Below are 22,199 nucleotides of genomic sequence, written 5' to 3'. Positions count from 1 at the left end.
ACAATTGTAAAGAGAAGAAGGTGATTACATTGTCCATTTCTCAGGAGCACAGATATTATCTGAAGCTGAAAGCTTTATACTATTTATATGAAGAAGGTTACACGCAGACAGAGATTGCCAAGCTGCTCAACATCTCCCGCGTAACCTTAAGCCGTCTGCTGGAAGAGGCCAAAGCCGAAGGTATGATCAAATTCGAGATCGTAGACGTACGCGGTGCCATGAAGACGCTTCAATTAGAGGAAAAGCTCCGCCAGCGTTTCGGACTGCAGGATATCAAACTGGTAGACTGCTCCGGAGCCGATACCGATACACTTACCAGAAAGATTGGTTCCGAAGCGGCTTCTTATTTTGAACAGCTTGTCCATAATAATATGAAAATAGGCCTGACCTGGGGACGTACACTGAACAGCATGATTGAGAATCTGCCGCCGAATAAGAATATCCGGGACATCCACGTGTATACACTGGTAGGCGGTTCGTCCCAGAGCGTGGATTTCCAGCCGAACATTCTGGCACAGCATCTGATCGATAAATACAATGGACACGCCACCATTCTGACAGCACCATTTATGTGTCAGAGTAAAGAACTCTGTTCTGCCATCAAAGAAGAACCAACGATTGCTTCTATATTAAAAGCCTCACACAATCTGGATGTTACTCTGGTAGGTATCGGTGAGGCGCCTGTCCGGGATGCAGATCACCTGTCAGATTATCCATTTGACACCGCTACGATCAACGAACTGGTGGACGCTGAGGCGGCCGGGGATATCTGTGGTAACTTCTTTACCATCACCGGCGAACTATGCAACACAACATTGAAGAACAGAATCATATCCATCGATATCCGGGATCTGCCGGAACATAAGCGCGTCATCGGCGTCGGCGGCGGTGAGAAAAAAGTCCGCTCTATCCTGGGTGCACTGAACGGACACTATCTGCATGCACTGATCACCGATGTACAGACAGCCGAGAAAGTGCTGGAACTGGCGGATGCTTAAAAGAAAAGTGCCATATTTATGATATTCGAACCATAAATACGGCACTTTATTTTTACTCTTCATATTCATTATCGTGGAAACGATATCCCTCTGGCAATATAAATCCTACTTCTTCAAAACGTTGCAACTCAGTCTCATTTCCATGATAAATAGCCATTCCCGATTTTTGTCTTCTAAAACCAAATTTCTCATACATCGCAATTGTCTGCGGATGTGTATACAAAATAATATTGCATTGTTTTACCTGTTCGATAATCGACTCAATCAGTATACGTCCAAGCCCTTGTCCATGATATTCTTCAGCCAGAGCAATATTATACAGTGCAGCTTCACAAAACCCATCCGAAAGTGCTCTTGCACACCCAATCAATTTATCATCATCATATAAAAAAGACACCGCATAACTATTCTGAAAAATCTTCTTTTGCGTATCCACATCGCAGTCACTCATACCAAACGATTTCAATACTTTACTAACTGCATTATAGTCAATACCTTCTTTTGTTGTTTTAACACTGTAACTCATGAAAATCTTCCTTCCTTCAAAAATATACCTTTATCTCTCTTTGACAACGCACATCGATTTGTCGGGTCACTCCATATCTTCTCATAATCCGTTTGTGGAACTACCATGTCATAATATGGATTAAACTTAAATCGCTTATCACCTACAGCTGCCAGTTCCTGAAAATATGTATTGCTTGAAAATGCCGGAATCTGATATAATTCACGACAATATTCCCATAAATTCTTATAATCTACTAATCTTCTCTTACTTGGTCCAATATGCCTCAAATAATTCAAATCCATCCGAACTAATGTCGAATAAAGGCGAATATCACTATCCATCACATAATCTCCCAGCAAAAATCTCTGTTCTGAAAGTCTGTCGTCTAATGCATCTAATGCCGAAAAAAAAGTATTATATCCTTCATTATAAGCTTCCACAGAATTAGCAAAACATGTTCTGTAAATCGCATCATTCACATTTACATATAACCACTCATTCATATCATCTATTTGCTTTCTTAATTCATACGGATATAAGTCTGGTGCATTTCCCATGTGATACTCTCTAAACTCTGTTTCCAGATAATTCGTAAGAAAACGAAAATCATTATTCACAATCGTATTGGTTTTATAATCCACAATAGCTGGCACAGTAGTTCTCCCTAAATATTCCGGATCTGTATTATAATATAATTCACTCAGAAATTGTGCACCCGTTTCTGCGTTTATGTGACTAGGAGAATTTACAAATTCCCATCCCAAATCCTCATTTTCTGACCAATCTACAACTTCTGTTTTTATAGTCTCTTCAAGTCCCAACAAAGTGATTACGATCGCCACACGATTAGACCATGCACATCCTTTAGACCAAAATAATATGTATCTATCTTTTTCTATCGGATGTAACTTCGTTCCAAAATGTTCAGTAAATCTATTCTTTTGACGCCTGTAATACCCATTTTCATCAATTTCAAGATTCACCTTCGGTCTCAGTAAAATCTTCCTTCCATTTACTTCTACATATTGCCTGGTCTTCATTTTTTCTTGCATCTCATTATTCCTCATCCATTGCATGCTTTTGTTCAAACTTTTTAAGAAATTGTTTGGTTCTTGGCTTAGATGGATTTTCAAAAATATCGTCTGGACTTCCTTCTTCCACTATGCCACCCTCATCCAAAAAAATCACATGATCCGCTATATGACGCGCAAATTCCATTTCATGTGTTGCAATGATCATCGTGACTTTCTGGCTTGCTAATTTATATAAAAGATTCAAAACTTCACCTACTAACTCTGGATCCAAAGAAGAAGTCGGCTCGTCTATCAACAACACTTGCGGATTAGCCGCCAACGCCCGACCTATGCCAATCCTTTGCTGTTGACCTCCTGACAAATGCGCTGGATACTCATCTGCTTTCTCCGTAAGACCAATGGATTTTAAGATTTCTCTCGCTTTCTCTTCTGCTTCTGATTTCGATACTCCCTGAACATCTACCAATGGAGTCATAATATTCTGCAAAGCCGTTTTATGCCGGAACAAACTGTAATTTTGAAAAACCATTGCTGTTTTTCTACGTAACTTATATATATCATTCTTTTTATGATTTTTTGCATCTACTGTTATATCACCGATGGTGATCATTCCATCATCTGGCTTTTCTAGATAATTAATACAACGCAGCAACGTAGATTTACCAGTACCCGATGGTCCAATCAATACTAACACTTTGCCCTCTTCTAGTCGAAAGGATACATTTTGCAATACTTTTAATTCACCAAAACTTTTACTCAAATGCTTTATATCTATCATTTCAGCCTCCATCAATAAATTCTGTTAATCTTTTTTTCCAAGTGACTTTGAATCACATTAAGAACCGAAATTATAGCCCAGTAAATAACAGTTGCCACAAGATATCCTTCTAAAAAGCGATATGTTCTTGACGTCTCCATACTCACCACCGCCATCATATCCTTAAATCCTATCATAAAACCAATGGATGTCGACTTAAACAGATTAATAAAATTATTAGACAAGCCTGGAATTGCAATCCTTGTAGCCTGCGGAATGATTATTTTTGTTATAACCGCCAACGGTTTCATCCCAATCGACAATCCGGCTTCATACTGATCTTTAGAAACAGAATTTAACGCAGCTCGAATATCCTCTGACATGAATGCGCAATAATTTGCACTAAGACATATCACCAACGCCCGAAACGCACTCATATCTTTTATTGTTGTACTAATCGTAGCCAATCCATAATAAAATAAAAATAACTGTGCAATAAACGGTGTTCCTCGAAAAAAAGAAACATAGATTGAGCTCAATGCATACAAGCCTTTTATTTTATATTGCCTTACAACCGCCAACACAAGACCTAATAACAGAGAAAGCAACAGCGACAGCAACGCCGCTTTCACAGTAGCAGGCAATAATTTGATTACTTTAGGTATCATAGCAATAAAGTAATCCATTTTAAATCTATCCATATCTGTCTCCTTTCAAAAAAGTGCTTTTTCCATTTCTGAAAAAAGCACTTTTTATCATTTATTCCATCGGGTCAAATCCGAACCATTTGATAGATGTCTCTTTCAAGAATCCTTCATCCTTCAACTCACCCAAAACTTTGTTTACCTTATCTCTTAATTCTTTACCTTCATCAGTCTTCTGGAACGGGTATCCAGCAGTTTCCGTATATACTGGATCTCCAACACCTTTAATTTTCAGACCAGATTCTTCCTTAACAGATTCAATATGCAGTGAAGACATTAATGTTGCATCAATTCTTCCGAGTGCTACATCAGAAGGAACTGCTGTACTATCTTCATATGTTACATATTCAATTTTTCCATCTGGATCCAACTCATCAAAATATGAAAACGCAATATCATCTGTCAAAAGACCCAATTTTTTACCATAGAGATCTTTAACTGAATTAATATCATCTCTATCTTCCTGAACAACAATTCTATATGGAACATAAAAGTACGGATCTGTAAAATAATAAGTCTCTTCTCTTTCTTCAGTAATACCAATCTGATCCGCTACTGTATCAACTCTTCCACTGTCAAGTAGCTCAATGATTCCCGGAAATCCAGCTGTCTCCCATTCAATTTCATAATCTAAACGTTTTGCGATTTCATTCCATACATCAATTTCAAATCCCTGCAATTCTCCGTCATCATTTGTCTCTGAGAAAAATGCATGTTCCCCAGTTGTGGAAATTTTAATTGTCTTTTTCTCTTCTTCCTTCTTCCCCTCATCGTTTGCCTTGCTTCCGCATCCGATAAGCATACCTGCTGTGACCGCCATACAAAGCACCACACTCAGTAGTCTTTTTTTCATTCCTCTTTCCTCTTCTTTCTCATATTTTCCTTTATAGCTTTTTAACGTTTGTTATTTTCAACAAAACATCCGAATTAATAATACCTTACCATTATGCATATCGTCCAATTGATTATTCTTATATATTTTGGCATTTATCGAAAATATCTATAGCTAATCATTTTAGTGCAAAAGCTAGTTGCATATTTAAACCAGTATTTCATATTCCACTATCAAATGCCAAACTCCTTTAGTAGTTCTTTCAAATACTTCTCATCCGTCATTGCTTTAATAGCTTCTTCTGAACGTCCCACCCGTTGCAACGCTTTCCCCAAAGCTAAAATTTGCTCTTCGGCCTGTTGTTTTCCCTTCTGCATTCCTATTTCTTCTCCTTGGATTCGCGCACTCTTCATCTGACTGTTATAGTCTCTGATATTCTTCTGTCTTGTCTCGTATTCTAATCGTTTCTGCCTATCCAGGCTCAGTCGTTCCAATTCTTCATATGCACATTGAATATACTCATTCCGTTCACTCATAGCCTTTAATTCCTCCCTGTTGCTTCCACCAAGGAATCTAATCCACTGGACGATCGGTTTTTCATCTGCCATTACCGGGGGTACTTTCGCAATCTCCAGGAAATGCAGCTCCAACAAATCGCTATACTGCTCTCCCGTAACCATATCACGCAATCCGATTTTGTGATAACAGTTCTCGTCATCCTTAAAATGATCATAAGCAAGAATACTTACATGGATGCATTTCTGAAGTTCATCATATCCCTTTCCTGATTCGATCTGATCGATATACATTTTCGACCAGTAAAACAGAATCCGGTTCACCCAGTATGTAAAAGGTTCTACCTGCATCTCCAGATCCATTTGTGTCCCATCGACAAGTTTGACTCGAACATCTAATATGCCATACTTATCTTCTTTAAATTCTTTCCTTAAAACAGTAGGCAACAATGTTGTCTTGCTAATCTCTTCTGGTGATACATCTAACAGTGCAGCTATCAGTCCCTGTCTCACCTTTTCATTCTGCATTATTTCTTTAAAGCAGAAATCTACCTTGGGAAGCATAATAAAATCATTCTGGTTCTCACATAATCCTATACTGTTCATACAATACTCCTCTCGCTGATACCTCTGTAGAAAGGAATATCTTTCTTTTATTTATCATATCACAAATGATTCATTTTGAAAATAGTATAGTATCCCAATTTCTACAGTTTTGTGTCTTTCTTTTGTTTTCATCCTGGAAATGTCGGAACATCTGACCTTGATGCCGGAAAATTTCTTGAAGTTACTTTGATTAAAATATACGACGTAATCTTTGTACACATACAATATCACGTGTACATAAGAATTGCAAGTTGTTTTTATGTAGAATTAAAGATTTTATTTTTAACATTTATTTTAAATATTACCATTTTTCGGTAATATAATAATCAAGCATGATTTTTGCCCTAACATCTTATATATAAATACCGCCGTATCTATGGTTAGTTTTCCACAAATACGGCGGTTTCTCATCCATTCTTCACAAGCAGCAGACCTCTTGCCGCTACTTATCTTTACAGCTCTACCTTCCGGATCCATCCTTCGATATCCCGGAACATTTTTTCTTCCTGCTCATCTTCACTGTGCAATCTTCCGATCTGATCTGCCATAAGCTGGTTATTATATTTCTGATCCTTTAACTGCTCCGGAATCTGACCTATCACATCCGGCTTCAGGGAATCTGAATATACAGCTACATCTACCACCATGCCACTGTCTACCTGGAACTGCATGTCTATCTGTCCCCAGTCGAATCGTTCGGATACTTCATACTGGAATTCAAATTCTCTTCCGTAGATCCACTCCCATGAAGAATATTTGTCATATAATGTATCTACTTCTTTCTGGCCAAGATCTGTCTCTTTGATTTCTTTGCTTTCGTATCCGTATACTTCTTCAAAGGTTTCACGAAGTGCTTTCTTAAGCGCATCAATTGTCAGCTCGGGATTATACTCTAACAGATTGGTCACTCTGGAACGTACCGATGCAATTCCCTTGGATTCCAGCTTTTTCTTCGATACATTTAAATATTTGTTCAGCTCATCCAATTTGACATTTACCATCAGTGTACCGTGATGATACCGGCGTCCTCTGTGCTCGTGAAATGCATTGCCGGAGAACTTCTTGCCATCCACCAGAATATCATTTCTTCCGGATGCCTCTGCATGAACGCCAAGCTTCTGTACCGCTTTCAGGATTACGTCTAACTGTTTTTTCAGATCGTAATTCTCTTTGCTTACCAGAAATGTAAAGTTCAGATTACCCAGATCGTGAAATACTGCACCACCCCCGGATAACCGCCTTGCGATCACTGCACCATCTTCTTCGATCCGGCTGATCTGACACTCTTTCCATGCATTCTGGTTTCGTCCGATTACAATTGTATGCTGGTTCTGCCAGAGGTAAAGAATCGCCTCATCCTCTCCACAATGGGAAAACAGATACTCTTCCATTGCCAGATTCTTATATGGATTCACTCCTGTACTTTCTATATAAGTAAGTTTATTAATCATGCTTGTTCTCTCCTATGCTGCCTTTTACTTGTCTACTTTCGGAAGTCCTGCAAATCCTACTGCCAGATCTTCATCAGTCGGGATATAGTCCGACATCTCACCGTCATTGTATTTACCATATGCTACCATATCAAAGTATCCTGTTCCGGTCAGACCAAATACGATAGTCTTCTCTTCTCCGGTCTCTTTGCACTTCAATGCTTCATCAATTGCCACCTTAATCGCATGACTGCTTTCCGGTGCAGGCAGGATACCTTCGACTCTTGCAAATCTCTCTGCCGCTTCGAATACGCTTGTCTGTTCTACTGATACAGCTTCCAGAAGTTTATCATCATAAAGCTGTGATACGATAGAACTCATGCCATGATAGCGAAGTCCGCCAGCATGATTCGGTGACGGGATAAATCCGCTGCCAAGCGTATACATTTTCGCCAGCGGGCATACCATTCCGGTATCACAGAAATCGTATGCGTATTTACCACGGGTAAGACTTGGACAGCTTGCCGGCTCTACTGCGATAATGCGGTAATCTGCCTCACCTCGCAGCTTCTCACCTACAAATGGTGAGATCAGTCCGCCAAGGTTAGATCCACCACCGGCACAGCCAATGATCATATCCGGTTTGATGCCGTATTTGTCTAATGCTGCTTTTGTCTCCAGACCGATCACTGTCTGATGGAGAAGTACCTGCGACAATACAGATCCCAACACGTAACGGTATCCTTCATGCGTAGTAGCATCTTCTACAGCTTCTGATATTGCACAGCCAAGACTTCCTGTTGTGCCTGGATGTGCTTCCAGAATCTTACGTCCTACAGCCGTTGTCTCAGATGGAGACGGTGTAACCTGCGCACCGTAAGTACGCATAACTTCACGTCGGAACGGCTTCTGTTCGTAAGAACATTTTACCATATAGACACGACAGTCCAAATCAAAATAAGAACAAGCCATGGAAAGCGCAGTTCCCCACTGTCCGGCTCCTGTCTCGGTAGTTACACCTTTCAATCCTTGCTTCTTTGCATAATATGCCTGCGCGATCGCAGAATTCAGCTTGTGACTTCCTGATGTGTTATTTCCCTCAAATTTGTAATAAATCTTCGCCGGCGTATCCAGCGCTTTTTCCAGACAATACGCACGAACCAATGGTGACGGACGGTACATCTTATAGAAATCCCGAATCTCCTGTGGAATATCGAAATACGGTGTCGTATCATCCAACTCCTGCTGTACCAGCTCTTTACAGAACACATGCTCCAGTTCTTCCGGCTTCATCGGCTCCAAGGTAGCTGGATTTAACAGTGGTGCCGGTTTATTCTTCATATCTGCACGCACATTGTACCACTGTGTTGGCATCTCACTCTCTTCCAGATAAATTTTGTAAGGGATCTTCTTATTTTCTGCCATCTTGTCTTCCTCCAATTCGTATTGATGTTATCTGGGTTCAAAACCCTGTTATTATTTTCTCCGGGTAATAAAACCCAGAATTTTATCACTGAATCCATAATAGATTGTGTCATAATCTGCACATTGAAGCTCTTTATTACGAAGCGTCTTTCTGCTCACTTTCAGCACTCCCTCTGCGAGTGTCTCCATATCGTCTCCCTGCTTTAATATAGAAGGAAATATGTAATATACCATAAAAAGACTGAGTTCTGATCGCGTCCTTCCATCCAGCTTACCACGTCTGTTACCACATTTTTTCTCTGCCGCATGCATCAGACGGATACCAACCGCCTCTGCCGCCGCTTCATGATTCTCTGTTTCCTTCATATAAGCACTCATTTCCTCAAAATAGTATCCGTATTCTGCCTGAAATGTTTCAAACTTTTCCTGATATGTCGTCCGTTTTAATCCCGTAATCATCTCTGTAATATTATCAAATATCTGTTCAATTCCCTGAAGCATCTATCGTCCTCCTGTCATTTTACTGCAAACACATACTTGTCCAGTCTGTCAAATGCTTCCTGCACTCTGCTCATTGGAAGTGCCAGATTCATCCGGATCGCACATGAACCATGAAACGGTCTTCCATCCTGCCATGCCACGCCCACATCCCAGCCGGCTTTCATCACTTCATCCAGTGTCTGCCCATTCGTCTCACACCATTCACTCAAATCCAGAAACAACATATAAGTTCCTTCCGGTCGGTTCACTTTCACACCTGGATAATTCTGCCAGATATGTTCACACGCATACTCCGTATTCTCTGTGAGTACCTTCCTGAGTTCCTCCACCCACTCTGCTCCTTCCGGCTGATAAGCTCCGATCAAAGCATGCATAGACAATACGTTCATCTCATTATACTGCGACTTGCTGGCTTTGTTCTGTACCAGATCCCTCAGAAATGGATTATAAATAATATGATAACTTCCGATCAGTCCTGCAAGATTGAACGTCTTGCTCGGCGCATAAAATGCGATCGTTCGATTTTTTGCATCCTCGCTCACAGATTGTGTCGGCGTATGCTTATGACCATTCAATGTCAGATCAGACCAAATCTCATCGGATATTACAATACACTGATTCTTCCGATATACTTCCATCGCTTTTTCAATCTCTTCTCGCTCCCACACGCGTCCACATGGATTGTGCGGACTGCAAAAGACCGCCACATGAATATGGTATCTGCGAAGCTTATCATCCATATCTTCATAATCCATCCGCATCACTCCATTTTCATCCTGCTTCAGCGGACTATGTATGATATTAAAACCATTCTCGGTAATACATCTGGTAAATCCCATATATGTCGGGCTGTGCAGCAGAATGCGGTCTCCCGGTGATGCAAATGCTGAGATCGCTGAGATCACACCACCAAGCACTCCATTTTCATAGCCGATATCCCGTACCTGCAGATCCTTCACACCGTTGCGTGTTCTCTGCCAGTCAATAATTGCCCGGTAATATTCTTTTGTCGGGCGATAATATCCAAACATCGGATGCTTTGCCCGTTCTATGATCGCTTCCTGAATCGTCGGTACAGTCGGAAAATTCATATCCGCTACCCACATCGGGATTACATCAAATCCTTCTTTCGGCCAATCAGGTGAAAAATGGTCTCCTCCTCCCAGTCCATCTAATGCCAGCGAATCCTTTCCATGCCGGTCGATCACTGTTGTAAAATCATATTTCAAAGCCTTTCCTCCTGCAATCTGTCTTTCACAAAACTCTACATTTACACATTTATGCTAACATTATACCAGTTTCCCCTGTTTACGCAAGCATATCACCGCAAGAGAATATATTTTTCTGACAATTCGCGCAGCACTTCCACAAACATTTGCCAAAAGCATCATTTCTGAAGATTTCCTTATGTCTTCATGAAAATTCTGTGACATCTATTGTGTCTTGCGCATACACATTTTAAAATAGATTGGAATAAGGGGGATTTATATAATGGCAAAGATAAAAGACAGACGTAAAAATCTAAAAAACGATACGCAGGATTTTTTTGATGATGATTTTGAAGTAATCTATGAAGATGATTTGGATGATCTTCTGAAAAACAGTTTTATAGAAGACGATAATGAGCCGGATGATTATTACTATGATGATGAATTTGATAACGACGATGACTACGATATTGACGATTATGATGAAGATGACTACGACAACAGACGCAACAATTCCAAGTCGTCCAAACGAAAGGATTCTAACAAGTCCAAGAAAAAGCACAGTCTTCCAAATGTCGTATCACCGGCTGCCAAAGCAGCCAAGACCGGTACTCGACTAATCTTTAAGATACTGAATATGATATTAAAAGCAGCTACCTTGATCCTGATTGCAGGGATCATCTGTCTACTGGCATCTACTTTTGGTAAAAATTGCAGTACATATGGTAATCCTCTGTTGATTACGGAAGAGAAGAATTATATATTAATGGCATATCTCGGCACCGCCGGAGTTCTCATTTTTTACGAAATCATTACCTTTTTCTGGGTACTGATGGGACGCGGCAAGCAAGGGCATAATGGGCAGAACCAAGATACCGGACGGGGATTATTCTCATTTCTCTTCATTGGTGTTACTTCTTTCCTGTCCTATATTCTATACAGCATGATCCCGGTATCTCCGGAAGCACTGGAAGGATTACAGGGCGGCCTGATGGTGTATGGAAGTCTCTGCCAGAAGCTGTTTCCGATCTGCATCGCAGGAGCGATCAGTTGCCTGATAAGAAGATTTGTAATACGATAGCACATAAAAAACGCAGTATGGAAAATCACTTCTCATACTGCGTTTTCTAGTGCGGATAACAGGACTTGAACCTGCACGTCGGTGACACCAGATCCTAAGTCTGGCGCGTCTGCCAATTCCGCCATATCCGCGTATACAATATAACTATTCAACACTCTGTACTCTTATTCAACAGAGCTAATAATAGAAAAATAAGCACACACCTATTATAGTGTGCGCTTTCTTTTAAGTGAGCGTGCGGGGATTCGAACCCCGGACAACTTGATTAAAAGTCAAGTGCTCTACCACCTGAGCTACACGCCCCTATTAAATAACTGGGCTAGTTGGATTCGAACCAACGAATGCAGGAGTCAAAGTCCTGTGCCTTACCGCTTGGCGATAGCCCATTAAAAGAAAAAAGGGTGGGTAGTGGGACTCGAACCCACGATCTTCGGAACCACAATCCGACGCGTTAACCAACTGCACTATACCCACCATATTCTATTAAGTCCATCTACCAGCTCATTACGCCAAGGTTCTGGGACTGACCCGTTCATCAAGTATGACCGTTTTGAACGTGTCAACGAGCCTGGGGGGATTCGAACCCTCGACCTACGGCTTAGAAGGCCGTTGCTCTATCCAGCTGAGCTACAGACTCACATTCTTAACCCTTTACGGATTAAGAAAGCGGGTGATGGGAATCGAACCCACGTATCCAGCTTGGAAGGCTGGTGTTCTACCATTGAACTACACCCGCATAAGTATCGGGGTGACAGGATTCGAACCTGCGACCTCCTGGTCCCAAACCAGGCGCTCTAGCCAAGCTGAGCCACACCCCGATGTTTTCTTTATGTTGCGTCATCTCCGTGACACAATATGTATTATAGGGCATGTTTTTCTAAATGTCAACACCTTTTTTAAGTTTTTTTATTTTTTATTTTTTCGGAGTTTTTCAAGGTAAACGCAGGCATCCTGCCCACATTCACCCCGATTCACATCACTGCTCTTACAGATACTTTATCTCAAAGGATGCCTTTCCCTCTTTGTCTAATGTCATTACCATGTAGCTCGGCTGTCTGCCGCTCTGTCTTGGATAGGTCATACTACCCGGATTCAACGTGATAAGGTCTTCCTCTTCCTCCAGATGCGGACGATGCGTATGGCCAAACATTACGATATCTGCGCCAAGTATCCGTGCTTCTTCCTTAATCTCTTCTGTATCGAAGCTTACGCCATATCGATGCCCATGCGTAATCCATACGTGATAGCTGCCGATTTCAAATTCTTCCTCTTCCGGCAGGTTACAGAGAAAATCATTATTCCCCGCAATCATATGTACCGGACATCCTGCCATCCGGATCACATCTGCCATCTGATGCTCAATGTCCCCCAGATGAATCAGCATATCCACCGGTCCTTCCTCTTCCAGTGCTGTCTGCAGATTACCCAGATATCTGTGGGTATCACTAACAATCAATATTTTCATATATACAGTCTGTCCCTTCTATTACTCAACCTGCTTAACCGCATTACGTGCTTCAATGACCGCACGCATTTTCCGAAGTCCTTCACCACGATGACTAAGTTCATTTTTCTTTTCCGGCGCAAGTTCTGCACTGGTACATCCATATTCCGGTAAATAAAAGATTGGATCATAACCAAATCCGTTCTCTCCTGCAATCTCGTGTCCGATAATGCCTTCCATCGTACCACGCACTGCTTCTGTACTCCCATCCGGAAATGCAGCCGCAATGGCACACACAAAGCGTGCTGTACGTTTCGCATCTTCTACGCCGTCCAATCGGTCCAGAAGTGCCTGATTTTTAATATCGTAAGAAGTATCTTTTCCCATATAACGTGCAGAATAGATACCAGGCTCTTTATTCAGATAATCAATCTCCAATCCGGAATCGTCTGCCATCACAATAGCATCTGCATATTCTGGCATCTGACGGGCAATCTTCGCAATCTCCGTTGCCTTGATCATCGCATTTTCCTCAAAAGTGCTTCCATCTTCTACCACATCAGCCTGGATCCCTGCCTCTTTCTGTGACAGAATCTCCATGCCAAGATCCGCAAGAATCATACGGATTTCGACCATTTTATGCACATTTCCCGTTGCAAATATTATCTTTCCCATAACTTTCTTTAACCATTCTTTCTATAATTATTATCTATTTTTCTTTCCGCTTCGGTGGCTTTGGCCCCAGGAACTGGTAATAATAAGTCTTCAACATGCCATTATAGATCTTACGGTTCTTATCCGCTTTTCGCCCAAAATACCGTTCCGCATCATCGTAGCTTGTAATCATATACGCAGACCAGGAATCAAGTCTTTTGAAGCTTTCTCCAAACGCACGGTACAGATCCGGCAGATCCTTCTTATCTTCCAGACGTTCTCCGTACGGCGGGTTCGTAATAATAAACCCATATTTCTTCGGATGATTCAGATCCTTTACATCCCTCTCCTGGAAATGGATCAGATGATCCACTCCAGCCTCTCTTGCATTTCTTCTGGCAATCTTGATTACAGAAGAATCCACATCGTATCCCTGAATGTCCACTTCTACATCATCACAGATCATATCATTGGCCTCATCGATCACATCATACCAATTCTTTTTAGCAATCAGATTATCCCATTTTTCAGACAAAAATGACCGATTCATACCCGGAGCAATATTAGCCGCCATCATAGCCGCTTCAATCGGAAATGTACCGCTTCCGCAAAACGGATCTACCAGAATACGGTCTTTTCTCCACGGTGTCAGCATGATCAGTGCTGCTGCCAGCGTCTCTGTAATCGGCGCTTTACCAGACACCTCGCGATATCCTCGCTTATGTAGTGAAATACCTGTGGTGTCGATTCCTACCGTTACGATATCCTTCATTAAAAATACGCGGACCGGATAAGACGCACCGTTCTCCGGGAACCACTCTACACAGTAACGTTCCTGCATTCTGCGCACCATGGCTTTTTTCATAATGGACTGAATATCCGACGTGCTGAACAGCTTACTCTTAACTGAAGCCGCTTTTGCCACCCAGAATTTGCCATTCTGTGGAATATAATCTTCCCACGGAAGTTCTTTTGTTTTATCAAATAACTCTTCAAATGTTACCGCCCGAAAGCTCCCCACCTTCAACAGAATACGCTCTGCTGTGCGCAGGAAAATATTGGCACGACAGATTGCATCCGCATCACCATAAAATGTCACTCTTCCGTCTTCCACTTCTGCGATCTCATAACCCAGATCCAGAATTTCTCTCTTTAATACCGCTTCCAACCCAAAATGGCAGGGAGCGATCAATTCCATTTTCTTCATATATTTCCTCATTTATGTATCACTATCTGGTTACTGTTATTACCTATTCATATTACTTGTAGCAGAGCATACTTGTCAAGAAAGCTGGCCGCTTATTTTCCCGCTTATTCCATATCCAATTTCCGCTCACAGCGTAAGAACCGGTGTGCTTCACACACCGGTTCCTTTCACATCTTACTATCTGTCGCTGTAATTCATACCATTTCTGTCTGACGAATTGCAATCGGACGCATTTCTGTTTGATGCATTTCTGTTGGATGCATTTTTGTTGGATGCATTCTTATTGGATGCGTTTCTGTTGGACGCATTGCGGTTTGATGCATTACGATCAGATGCATTTCTGTTTGATGCATTCTGATTTGAAGAATTCTGGTTATTTGCCATGACTTTTTCCTCCTAATCCTTAATGATTACAAGGCTTATTGTTGCCGTTTTTCGGCAGACTATACATCCATATCCGGAATATTACTTATTTTAAAAAAATCTTAATTTTTTCTTGCATTTTGCGACGCGCTATATTATACTAAATCATGTAGAAAGCAAGCCTTTCTACAACCCCTTATTAATTATTTATACTCCCCTCAAAAGACCGATGGCTCCCCCATCGGTCTTTTACTTTTCTATTCTTTTTTTCTCCTATTCTTTCAGCCTTCTGATAAAATTCACCAGCAGAATCACTACCAGAACCGGTATCACAATTGGCATTACCAACGAGATGATTCCTCCGATCACCGCCGCAACAATCAATACAATTCCAATAATCCCAAGTATCAGAAGCAGCTTCTGCCACCAGTTTCCAATCGTATAGCTATGAACATTATAAGAACTCTCCTGGCGTTCTGACGCTCTTCCGGCACTTCGATAGCTGCCACTGTAATCTTCTGTCACATTCTTCTGAGCGGACATATCAATCACAGACTGTGCAATCACCCATGGATCTCCCAGCTCGTCCAGTACCTCTTCTTCACTGCGACCTTTACGTATCTCGTCATCAATATAATTACTGTAATAATTTACATTATCACGCACCGCCGACGCATCCAGATCGTTCTCCAGTGCTTCCTGCAATTTTATCATGAATTCATTTTTCGTCATCATCGGGCTCTCCTTTTACTCATCCACTATCACGGCTTTAAAAACTATATTTATAATCATAACAAAAACCTTGCACTTAGAATACCATACCTGTCCATGGATTCCAAGCGCAAGGCTCTTAAGAAATTGTAATGTTTTTCTAAATTTTATACTTCAAACATCAGATCACCGTATGATGGCATTGGCCATGCTTCCTTATCCACGATCATCTCCAGCTTATCAACCGGTGCACGAAGTGCTTCCATAGCCGGGAATACTGTGAACTTGAAGAATTTAGCCTGTTCTTCGCCCTCTTCTTTGGTTGCTGCTTCATCCGTCACCTTGATCAGTGTTGCAAGTGCTTCTTTTGCTTCTTTAAGAAGCTCACTTACTTCTGCCAGTGCCTCTGCCTGTACGCTTGCATCTACACCTGCTGCTTTAACAGCAACAACCGTATCTGCCAGTGTCTTGGTGTACTTAATGATTGCCGGAATGATCTGCTTGCTTGCCATATCAATCATTGTCTTTGCTTCGATATTGATTACCTTCGCATAGTTCTCGTATTTGATCTCTACACGAGATCTGAGCTCAGCCTCTGTAAATACATGGAACTGTTCAAATACCTTGATCGTCTTCTCATCTTCCAGTGCCGGGATTGCTTCAACCATAGACTTGATATTCGGAAGTCCGCGCTTCTCAGCTTCTTCTACCCAGTTATCAGAATATCCATCACCATTGAAAATAATTTTCTTATGTTCAGTTGCATACTTCGTAATCAGTTCACTCAGTGCTTTATCAAAATCATCCGCCTTCTCCAGTACGTCACATGCCTCTGAAAATGCTTCTGCAACGATCGTGTTCAGCACGATATTCGGTGATGCAATAGAATCTCTTGATCCTACCATACGGAATTCGAATTTATTACCGGTAAATGCAAACGGTGATGTACGGTTACGGTCTGTAGCATCCTTAACAAGGTCAGGAAGTGTATCTACTCCTGTTTCCAGAACGCCGCCCTTTAAACTATGTGTTGCTGAGCCAGTCTCAATGATCTGCTCCAGCACGTCTTCAAGTTGTTCGCCAAGGAATACGGAAATAATTGCCGGTGGTGCTTCATTAGCTCCCAGTCTGTGATCATTACCCGGATCAGCTGCAGATTCACGAAGCAGTGCTGCGTGATCATCTACTGCTTTCAGAACACATGTAAGTACAAGCAGGAACTGCAGGTTCTCGTGAGGTGTCTTACCTGGATCCAACAGGTTCTTACCATCATCTGTAGTGATAGACCAGTTGTTGTGCTTGCCGGAGCCATTCACTCCTGCGAACGGTTTCTCATGAAGCAGACACTTCATACCGTGCTGGCACGCAACTCTCTTCAATGTCTGCATTACCAGATGGTTGTGGTCAACTGCCACATTACACTCTGCATAAATCGGCGCAAGCTCGTGCTGTGCAGGCGCTACTTCGTTGTGCTGTGTCTTAGCTGTTACGCCAACTCTCCAGAGTTCTTCATTGACATTCTTCATGAATCCTGCAATTCTCTGACGGATGGTTCCGAAATAATGATCATCCAGTTCCTGTCCTTTCGGAGGCATTGCTCCAAACAGTGTACGTCCTGTATAGATCAAGTCTTTTCTCTGCATGAATTTTTCAGCGTCTACAAGGAAGTACTCCTGCTCCGGTCCTACGGAAGGAATTACTTTCTTAGCCGTTGTATTGCCAAAGAGACGAAGAAGTCTCAGTGACTGTTCATTGATTGCCTGCATGGAACGAAGAAGTGGTGTCTTCTGATCCAGCGCCTCTCCTGTATAGGAGCAAAATGCTGTAGGAATACACAGTGTTGCGCCTGCTGCATCATGTCTTACAAACGCAGGTGATGTACAATCCCATGCTGTATATCCTCTTGCCTCAAATGTAGCACGAAGACCGCCTGATGGGAAAGAAGACGCATCCGGCTCACCCTTAATCAGTTCTTTACCGGAGAAATTCATAAGCACCTTTCCGTTCTCCATCGGTGCTGAAATAAATGAATCATGCTTCTCTGCTGTAACACCTGTCAATGGCTGGAACCAATGAGTGTAGTGAGTAGCTCCCTTCTCAATCGCCCACTCTTTCATCTCATGCGCAATGACATCAGCGGTAGCCAGATCCAATTCCTGACCCTCCTGGATCATTCTCTTAAGATCCTTGTACACTTTCTTAGGAAGTCGGCTCTGCATCACTGTATCGTTAAATACATCTTCACCAAATATTTCTGCTACGTTTATTACATCACTCATATTCTTGTTTCCTTTCCTTTCTTTGTCCAAACAGGAACCCTTGCCTCTTATAATATAGCAAACTTTCTGTTTACGCAAGTGCTTTATACCAAGAACGCCCGGCACTATGCACCGGCATTTTTATAAAAGCGAGCCCCGATGATCGCATGATATAAAAAGGCGCTCCAACCTTAGTCGGAACGCCTTCGTTCTTGTTATGCCTGTAAGTATATATCAATACTTTTTAAAATGCAAGCAAAAAATTATAACATTCTTGTGATTTAGGCTTTACCAGCACTTCCAAGTACGTTAGTGATCTTGTGAGCAACCATATCCTTAACAGCCTGACGAGCTGGTTTCAGATACTGACGTGGGTCAAAGTGATCTGGATGCTCTACGAAGTGCTTACGGATATTAGCTGTCATAGCAAGACGGATATCTGAGTCGATATTGATCTTGCATACTGACAGTTCAGCTGCGTGACGAAGCTCGTCCTCTGGAATACCAATAGCATCTGGCATATTTCCACCATACTGGTTAACCATCTTAACGAATTCCTGTGGTACTGAAGAAGAACCGTGCAGTACGATCGGGAATCCTGGCAGACGCTTTGTACACTCTTCCAGAACGTCAAAACGAAGCGGAGGTGGTACAAGGATACCATCAGCATTTCTTGTGCACTGAGAAGCTTTGAACTTGTATGCACCGTGTGATGTTCCGATAGCAATTGCAAGGGAATCACATCCTGTTCTTGTTACAAATTCTTCTACTTCTTCCGGACGTGTATAGCTTTCTTTACCATGCTCAACTACTACTTCATCCTCAACACCTGCAAGTGTTCCAAGTTCAGCCTCTACTACTACACCATGAGCATGAGCATATTCAACTACCTGCTTTGTAATAGCGATATTCTCTTCGAATGACTTAGAAGAAGCATCGATCATAACTGATGTAAATCCACCATCGATACAGTTCTTGCAAAGTTCAAAGCTATCACCGTGATCCAGGTGAAGAGCGATCGGAATCTCTGGATTCTCCTGAACTGCTGCCTCTACTAATTTAACAAGGTATGTGTGGTTAGCGTATGCACGAGCACCTTTAGATACCTGAAGGATAACCGGGCTCTTCAGCTCTCCGGCTGCCTCTGTAATACCCTGAACGATCTCCATGTTGTTAACATTGAAAGCACCGATTGCGTATCCGCCATCATAAGCCTTCTTAAACATTTCGGTTGTTGTTACCAATCCCATAACTTTTACCTTCTTTCCTTAAAATGTTCTTAGCTAATGTTTAATACGTGTACATTATAGCCTACTTCTTTTAAAAACTCAATATAAAAGTTTTATGTATGCAAAGGTGATTTCCTGCCTGAGCAATTCGTGCAAGCACGATTTCTGCATGACGGCTTATTGCAGAACAAAGAATGTGCCTTGGCACATTCTCGCGCCTGCGGCGGTCGCTTGCGACATCTACCTTGTCCGCCGCAGTGCGCATCCTCGTGGAGCGTTTTTTACTTTACAGGAAAGCAATTTCCTGTAAAGTAAAAAAACCTGATGACCATTTGATCATCAGGTTAATCAGTGACTCCGCGGGGAATCGAACCCCGGATTCCAGCGTGAGAGGCTAGCGTCTTGACCGCTTGACCACGGAGCCGTGTCACTTAACTCGTGCTCAATTAATATATCAAATATTAATTCAAAATGCAAGAGGAAAGTGAATTTTTTTTAATTTATTTTTCATCCTCCGACAATTCGTCGACATATTTAGATGGAACCATTAATTCCATAGCTTTATTCTGGTTCATAATCTCTACCATATCATGACTTCCACCGTATTCTCCATCGAGTGTCCACGGAATCTCTTCCAGCGACTCAAAGGTGATCTTCTTTGCTTTAAAAGAATACATATGCTTAGTATCTACCTGCTCAATCAGAAGTGCAGCGATGATCTCCTGCAGTTCAATTGGATTCTTCGGGCGGCGGATCAACGTTACTTCAAATACACCATCGTCAAACTTGACATTTTTACCGATCATATTACGGAATCCACCAACAGATCTGGAATTGGTCACCATACCATAAATAAATTCGTCCTCGATCACTTCATCATCATGCGTTATTCTGATCTTATAAGATGGTACATTAAAGAGACGTTTCGCGCCTTCCAACACATACGCAAGATGTCCCAGCACATTCTTAATCTCCTGCTTTGTCTCATAAGACACATCGGTAAACAGTCCAAACGCAGCAATATATACGAATACGTCATCATTAAACTGACCGATATCACATGGAAACGCACTTCCGTGTACCGCATTATCCGCTGCCGCCAGGAAATCTTTCGGAATCTTCAGGCTATTGGCAAAGTCATTGGTAGTTCCTGTTGGGATATATCCTACCGGAATCTTATGCTCGCGTTCCATCATGCCTGTTACTACCTCATCAATCGTTCCATCACCGCCGCTGCAGACGACCAGATCATAATCCTCTGTCATCTCTGTGATCTTACGATATGCATCCCTATATGCCTGCGTCGGATAGATTACGACTTCATATCCTGCTTTCACAAAAATATCCACAATCTCAGATAACTTCTGCTTCAAAAGTCCTTTCCCTGCATGTGGATTGTATACAAATAACATTCTCTTCATTACAAGTTTCCTCCTTCTGAATGTTCGATTCTATCCACTATAATTGTAATGCCTGCGGATTATTCCGTGCTTCGCACTCTCATAATCCGCCCACCATTCGCATATAATAAAAGGGTGCATCACATCGATACATCCCTTTTTGTCTATGTAGTATTATTCTGTCACCAGGAGCTTCTCTACACCCTGAATTGCATCTGCCTCATCATCGCCATCTGCAACTACCGTAAGTTCTTCTCCATTACCAAGCTGTAAACTCATCATGCCCATAATGCTCTTCGCATTAATCTTTTTATTCTCAACTTCAATGTACACTGTACTTGAATATTGATTGGCTTCCTGCACTAACAAAGCGATCGGTCTCGCTTCCAGACCGTCCCGCAGTTTCAGAGTAATCGGTTTTTTAATCATGTTGTCCCTCCCTGATTATCCCTTATCTTTTCTGCCATATCACTTAATTTCCTGAGGCGGTGATTCACGCCGGACTTGCCGACCGGTGTCTTAAGCAACGTCCCCAGTTCCTTTAGTGTCGCCTCTGGATATGCAAGACGTGTAAGGGCAACATCCTGTAATCCTTCCGGCAAATGTTCAAAGCCTATGGTGTCCCGGATAAACACGATATCCTCCATCTGCTTCACTGCAGCCGATACTGTCTTATTGATATTAGCTGTCTCGCAATTCACCTTACGATTCACTGAATTACGCATCTCCTTGAGAATGCGGACATTCTCAAGTTCCATCAACGCAACATACGCTTCCATGACATTCAACATATCCACAATGCCGGCTCCATCTTTTAAGTATACTACGTAATTCTTCTTGCGTCTGACAATCTTCGCCTCCATATCAAATCCGATCATCAACCCTTGTAAATAGTCTGCCATCTCTTCTGTATTACATACAATCTCAAAATGGTAAGACTTGCTCGGATCACTTATAGAACCCGCTGCCAGAAATGCCCCACGAAGATATGCTCGCTTACAGCATACCGCTTGCACTGACGCATTCAGAACTGCCTGTAACCCCTTACCCTGAGCAAGGAGATAGTAAATATTACTTCCTTTTTCCGGATTACTCCGAACAGAAGTATACGCAGAAACTTCACTCCCTATATTAAATGTTTTTTCCAGTAATGTAAAGTATTTTCTCGCCACAGCAACATTTTCCGTATGAATATGAACGATCTTCTCTCCCGTTTCATCGGTTTCTGTACGACCGCATATTGCTGTAATCGCCGCAAGTTCCGCCAGCATACAATGTCTTGCCGCCGGAATCTGCTCTGCCAGCTCTTCTTTCACCTTGCTCGAAAATGACAT

General features: G+C 42.0%; 22 protein-coding genes and 8 tRNA genes. 2 read left to right on the top strand and 28 right to left on the bottom strand.

Annotation, left to right across the window (positions count from 1 at the left end; all coding sequences use genetic code 11):
* Window positions 1-20 precede the first annotated feature (20 nt).
* A complete protein-coding gene (locus DWZ93_RS04840; protein WP_118452136.1) occupies window positions 21-998 on the top strand; it encodes a sugar-binding transcriptional regulator in 978 nt (325 codons plus the stop codon).
* Window positions 999-1,050: 52 nt separating this feature from the next.
* On the opposite strand, the gene DWZ93_RS04835 is transcribed toward DWZ93_RS04840, so the two are convergent.
* The 10 genes from DWZ93_RS04835 to DWZ93_RS04790 form a co-directional block, all read right to left on the bottom strand.
* The gene (locus DWZ93_RS04835; protein WP_118452135.1) at window positions 1,051-1,524 is read right to left on the bottom strand and encodes a GNAT family N-acetyltransferase; all 474 of its coding nucleotides are present in this window, start codon (window positions 1,522-1,524) and stop codon (window positions 1,051-1,053) included.
* Window positions 1,521-2,558 (bottom strand): glutathione S-transferase C-terminal domain-containing protein, encoded by a 1,038-nt coding sequence (locus DWZ93_RS04830; protein ID WP_243061120.1) that lies wholly within the window; start codon window positions 2,556-2,558, stop codon window positions 1,521-1,523. The genes DWZ93_RS04835 and DWZ93_RS04830 overlap by 4 nt, the downstream gene beginning before the upstream one ends.
* Window positions 2,559-2,562: 4 nt before the next feature.
* Window positions 2,563-3,318, bottom strand: coding sequence for an amino acid ABC transporter ATP-binding protein (locus tag DWZ93_RS04825; protein ID WP_118452134.1), 756 nt, complete (start codon window positions 3,316-3,318; stop codon window positions 2,563-2,565).
* An 11-nt stretch (window positions 3,319-3,329) separates the two neighbouring features.
* Window positions 3,330-3,998, bottom strand: coding sequence for an amino acid ABC transporter permease (locus DWZ93_RS04820; RefSeq protein ID WP_118452133.1), 669 nt, complete (start codon window positions 3,996-3,998; stop codon window positions 3,330-3,332).
* Window positions 3,999-4,056: 58 nt separating this feature from the next.
* The gene (locus DWZ93_RS04815; protein ID WP_243061118.1) at window positions 4,057-4,803 is read right to left on the bottom strand and encodes a transporter substrate-binding domain-containing protein; all 747 of its coding nucleotides are present in this window, start codon (window positions 4,801-4,803) and stop codon (window positions 4,057-4,059) included.
* A 263-nt stretch (window positions 4,804-5,066) separates the two neighbouring features.
* Window positions 5,067-5,954: an Rpn family recombination-promoting nuclease/putative transposase gene (locus DWZ93_RS04810; RefSeq protein WP_118452131.1), complete on the bottom strand. Its 888-nt coding sequence runs from the start codon at window positions 5,952-5,954 to the stop codon at window positions 5,067-5,069.
* Between the two features lie 452 nt (window positions 5,955-6,406).
* Entirely contained in the window at window positions 6,407-7,405 is a 999-nt protein-coding gene (locus DWZ93_RS04805) for a lipoate--protein ligase (RefSeq protein ID WP_118452130.1), read from the bottom strand.
* A gap of 24 nt (window positions 7,406-7,429) precedes the next feature.
* Window positions 7,430-8,809, bottom strand: a complete 1,380-nt coding sequence (locus DWZ93_RS04800; RefSeq protein WP_118452129.1) for a TrpB-like pyridoxal phosphate-dependent enzyme — start codon at window positions 8,807-8,809, stop codon at window positions 7,430-7,432.
* 51 nt (window positions 8,810-8,860) lie between these two features.
* The gene (locus tag DWZ93_RS04795; RefSeq protein ID WP_118452128.1) at window positions 8,861-9,310 is read right to left on the bottom strand and encodes a hypothetical protein; all 450 of its coding nucleotides are present in this window, start codon (window positions 9,308-9,310) and stop codon (window positions 8,861-8,863) included.
* A gap of 14 nt (window positions 9,311-9,324) precedes the next feature.
* Window positions 9,325-10,539: a MalY/PatB family protein gene (locus DWZ93_RS04790; RefSeq protein WP_118452127.1), complete on the bottom strand. Its 1,215-nt coding sequence runs from the start codon at window positions 10,537-10,539 to the stop codon at window positions 9,325-9,327.
* Window positions 10,540-10,801: 262 nt separating this feature from the next.
* Here DWZ93_RS04790 and DWZ93_RS04785 point away from each other — a divergent pair, with 262 nt between their 5' ends.
* A complete protein-coding gene (locus DWZ93_RS04785) occupies window positions 10,802-11,599 on the top strand; it encodes a hypothetical protein (protein WP_118452126.1) in 798 nt (265 codons plus the stop codon).
* Window positions 11,600-11,649: 50 nt separating this feature from the next.
* Here DWZ93_RS04785 and DWZ93_RS04780 read toward each other — a convergent pair.
* The 18 genes from DWZ93_RS04780 to whiA form a co-directional block, all read right to left on the bottom strand.
* Window positions 11,650-11,730, bottom strand: a tRNA-Leu gene (locus DWZ93_RS04780).
* Window positions 11,731-11,829: 99 nt separating this feature from the next.
* A tRNA-Lys gene (locus DWZ93_RS04775) sits at window positions 11,830-11,902 on the bottom strand.
* A gap of 11 nt (window positions 11,903-11,913) precedes the next feature.
* Window positions 11,914-11,985 (bottom strand) — tRNA-Gln (locus DWZ93_RS04770).
* 14 nt (window positions 11,986-11,999) lie between these two features.
* A tRNA-His gene (locus DWZ93_RS04765) sits at window positions 12,000-12,073 on the bottom strand.
* Between the two features lie 89 nt (window positions 12,074-12,162).
* Window positions 12,163-12,236 (bottom strand) — tRNA-Arg (locus DWZ93_RS04760).
* 28 nt (window positions 12,237-12,264) lie between these two features.
* A tRNA-Gly gene (locus tag DWZ93_RS04755) sits at window positions 12,265-12,335 on the bottom strand.
* A gap of 7 nt (window positions 12,336-12,342) precedes the next feature.
* Window positions 12,343-12,417, bottom strand: a tRNA-Pro gene (locus DWZ93_RS04750).
* 167 nt (window positions 12,418-12,584) lie between these two features.
* Window positions 12,585-13,064: a metallophosphoesterase family protein gene (locus tag DWZ93_RS04745; protein ID WP_118452125.1), complete on the bottom strand. Its 480-nt coding sequence runs from the start codon at window positions 13,062-13,064 to the stop codon at window positions 12,585-12,587.
* Window positions 13,065-13,085: 21 nt separating this feature from the next.
* A complete protein-coding gene (gene rdgB / locus DWZ93_RS04740) occupies window positions 13,086-13,718 on the bottom strand; it encodes an RdgB/HAM1 family non-canonical purine NTP pyrophosphatase (protein ID WP_118452124.1) in 633 nt (210 codons plus the stop codon).
* A 34-nt stretch (window positions 13,719-13,752) separates the two neighbouring features.
* Window positions 13,753-14,904: a THUMP domain-containing class I SAM-dependent RNA methyltransferase gene (locus DWZ93_RS04735; RefSeq protein WP_118452123.1), complete on the bottom strand. Its 1,152-nt coding sequence runs from the start codon at window positions 14,902-14,904 to the stop codon at window positions 13,753-13,755.
* 177 nt (window positions 14,905-15,081) lie between these two features.
* On the bottom strand, window positions 15,082-15,288 hold the full coding sequence (locus DWZ93_RS04730; RefSeq protein WP_118382399.1) for a hypothetical protein: 207 nt from the start codon (window positions 15,286-15,288) through the stop codon (window positions 15,082-15,084).
* A gap of 252 nt (window positions 15,289-15,540) precedes the next feature.
* Window positions 15,541-15,999: a DUF1700 domain-containing protein gene (locus tag DWZ93_RS04725; RefSeq protein ID WP_118452122.1), complete on the bottom strand. Its 459-nt coding sequence runs from the start codon at window positions 15,997-15,999 to the stop codon at window positions 15,541-15,543.
* Window positions 16,000-16,145: 146 nt separating this feature from the next.
* On the bottom strand, window positions 16,146-18,257 hold the full coding sequence (locus tag DWZ93_RS04720) for a glutamine synthetase III family protein (protein ID WP_118452121.1): 2,112 nt from the start codon (window positions 18,255-18,257) through the stop codon (window positions 16,146-16,148).
* Between the two features lie 260 nt (window positions 18,258-18,517).
* Entirely contained in the window at window positions 18,518-19,486 is a 969-nt protein-coding gene (gene fba, locus DWZ93_RS04715) for a class II fructose-1,6-bisphosphate aldolase (RefSeq protein ID WP_118452120.1), read from the bottom strand.
* Between the two features lie 331 nt (window positions 19,487-19,817).
* Window positions 19,818-19,889, bottom strand: a tRNA-Glu gene (locus tag DWZ93_RS04710).
* 76 nt (window positions 19,890-19,965) lie between these two features.
* Entirely contained in the window at window positions 19,966-20,886 is a 921-nt protein-coding gene (locus tag DWZ93_RS04705) for a diacylglycerol/lipid kinase family protein (RefSeq protein ID WP_118452119.1), read from the bottom strand.
* Between the two features lie 153 nt (window positions 20,887-21,039).
* Window positions 21,040-21,294, bottom strand: coding sequence for an HPr family phosphocarrier protein (locus DWZ93_RS04700; RefSeq protein ID WP_118382395.1), 255 nt, complete (start codon window positions 21,292-21,294; stop codon window positions 21,040-21,042).
* Window positions 21,291-22,199, bottom strand: a complete 909-nt coding sequence (whiA, locus tag DWZ93_RS04695) for a DNA-binding protein WhiA (RefSeq protein WP_118452118.1) — start codon at window positions 22,197-22,199, stop codon at window positions 21,291-21,293. Before whiA ends, DWZ93_RS04700 begins: the two co-directional genes overlap by 4 nt.

The sequence above is a fragment of the Dorea sp. AF36-15AT genome (assembly GCF_003477705.1).
Taxonomy (GTDB): Bacteria; Bacillota; Clostridia; order Lachnospirales; family Lachnospiraceae; genus Claveliimonas; species Claveliimonas ammoniilytica.
The sequence above is the reverse complement of the archived record's forward strand: the minus strand, read 5'-3'. Positions and strand labels throughout refer to the sequence as shown.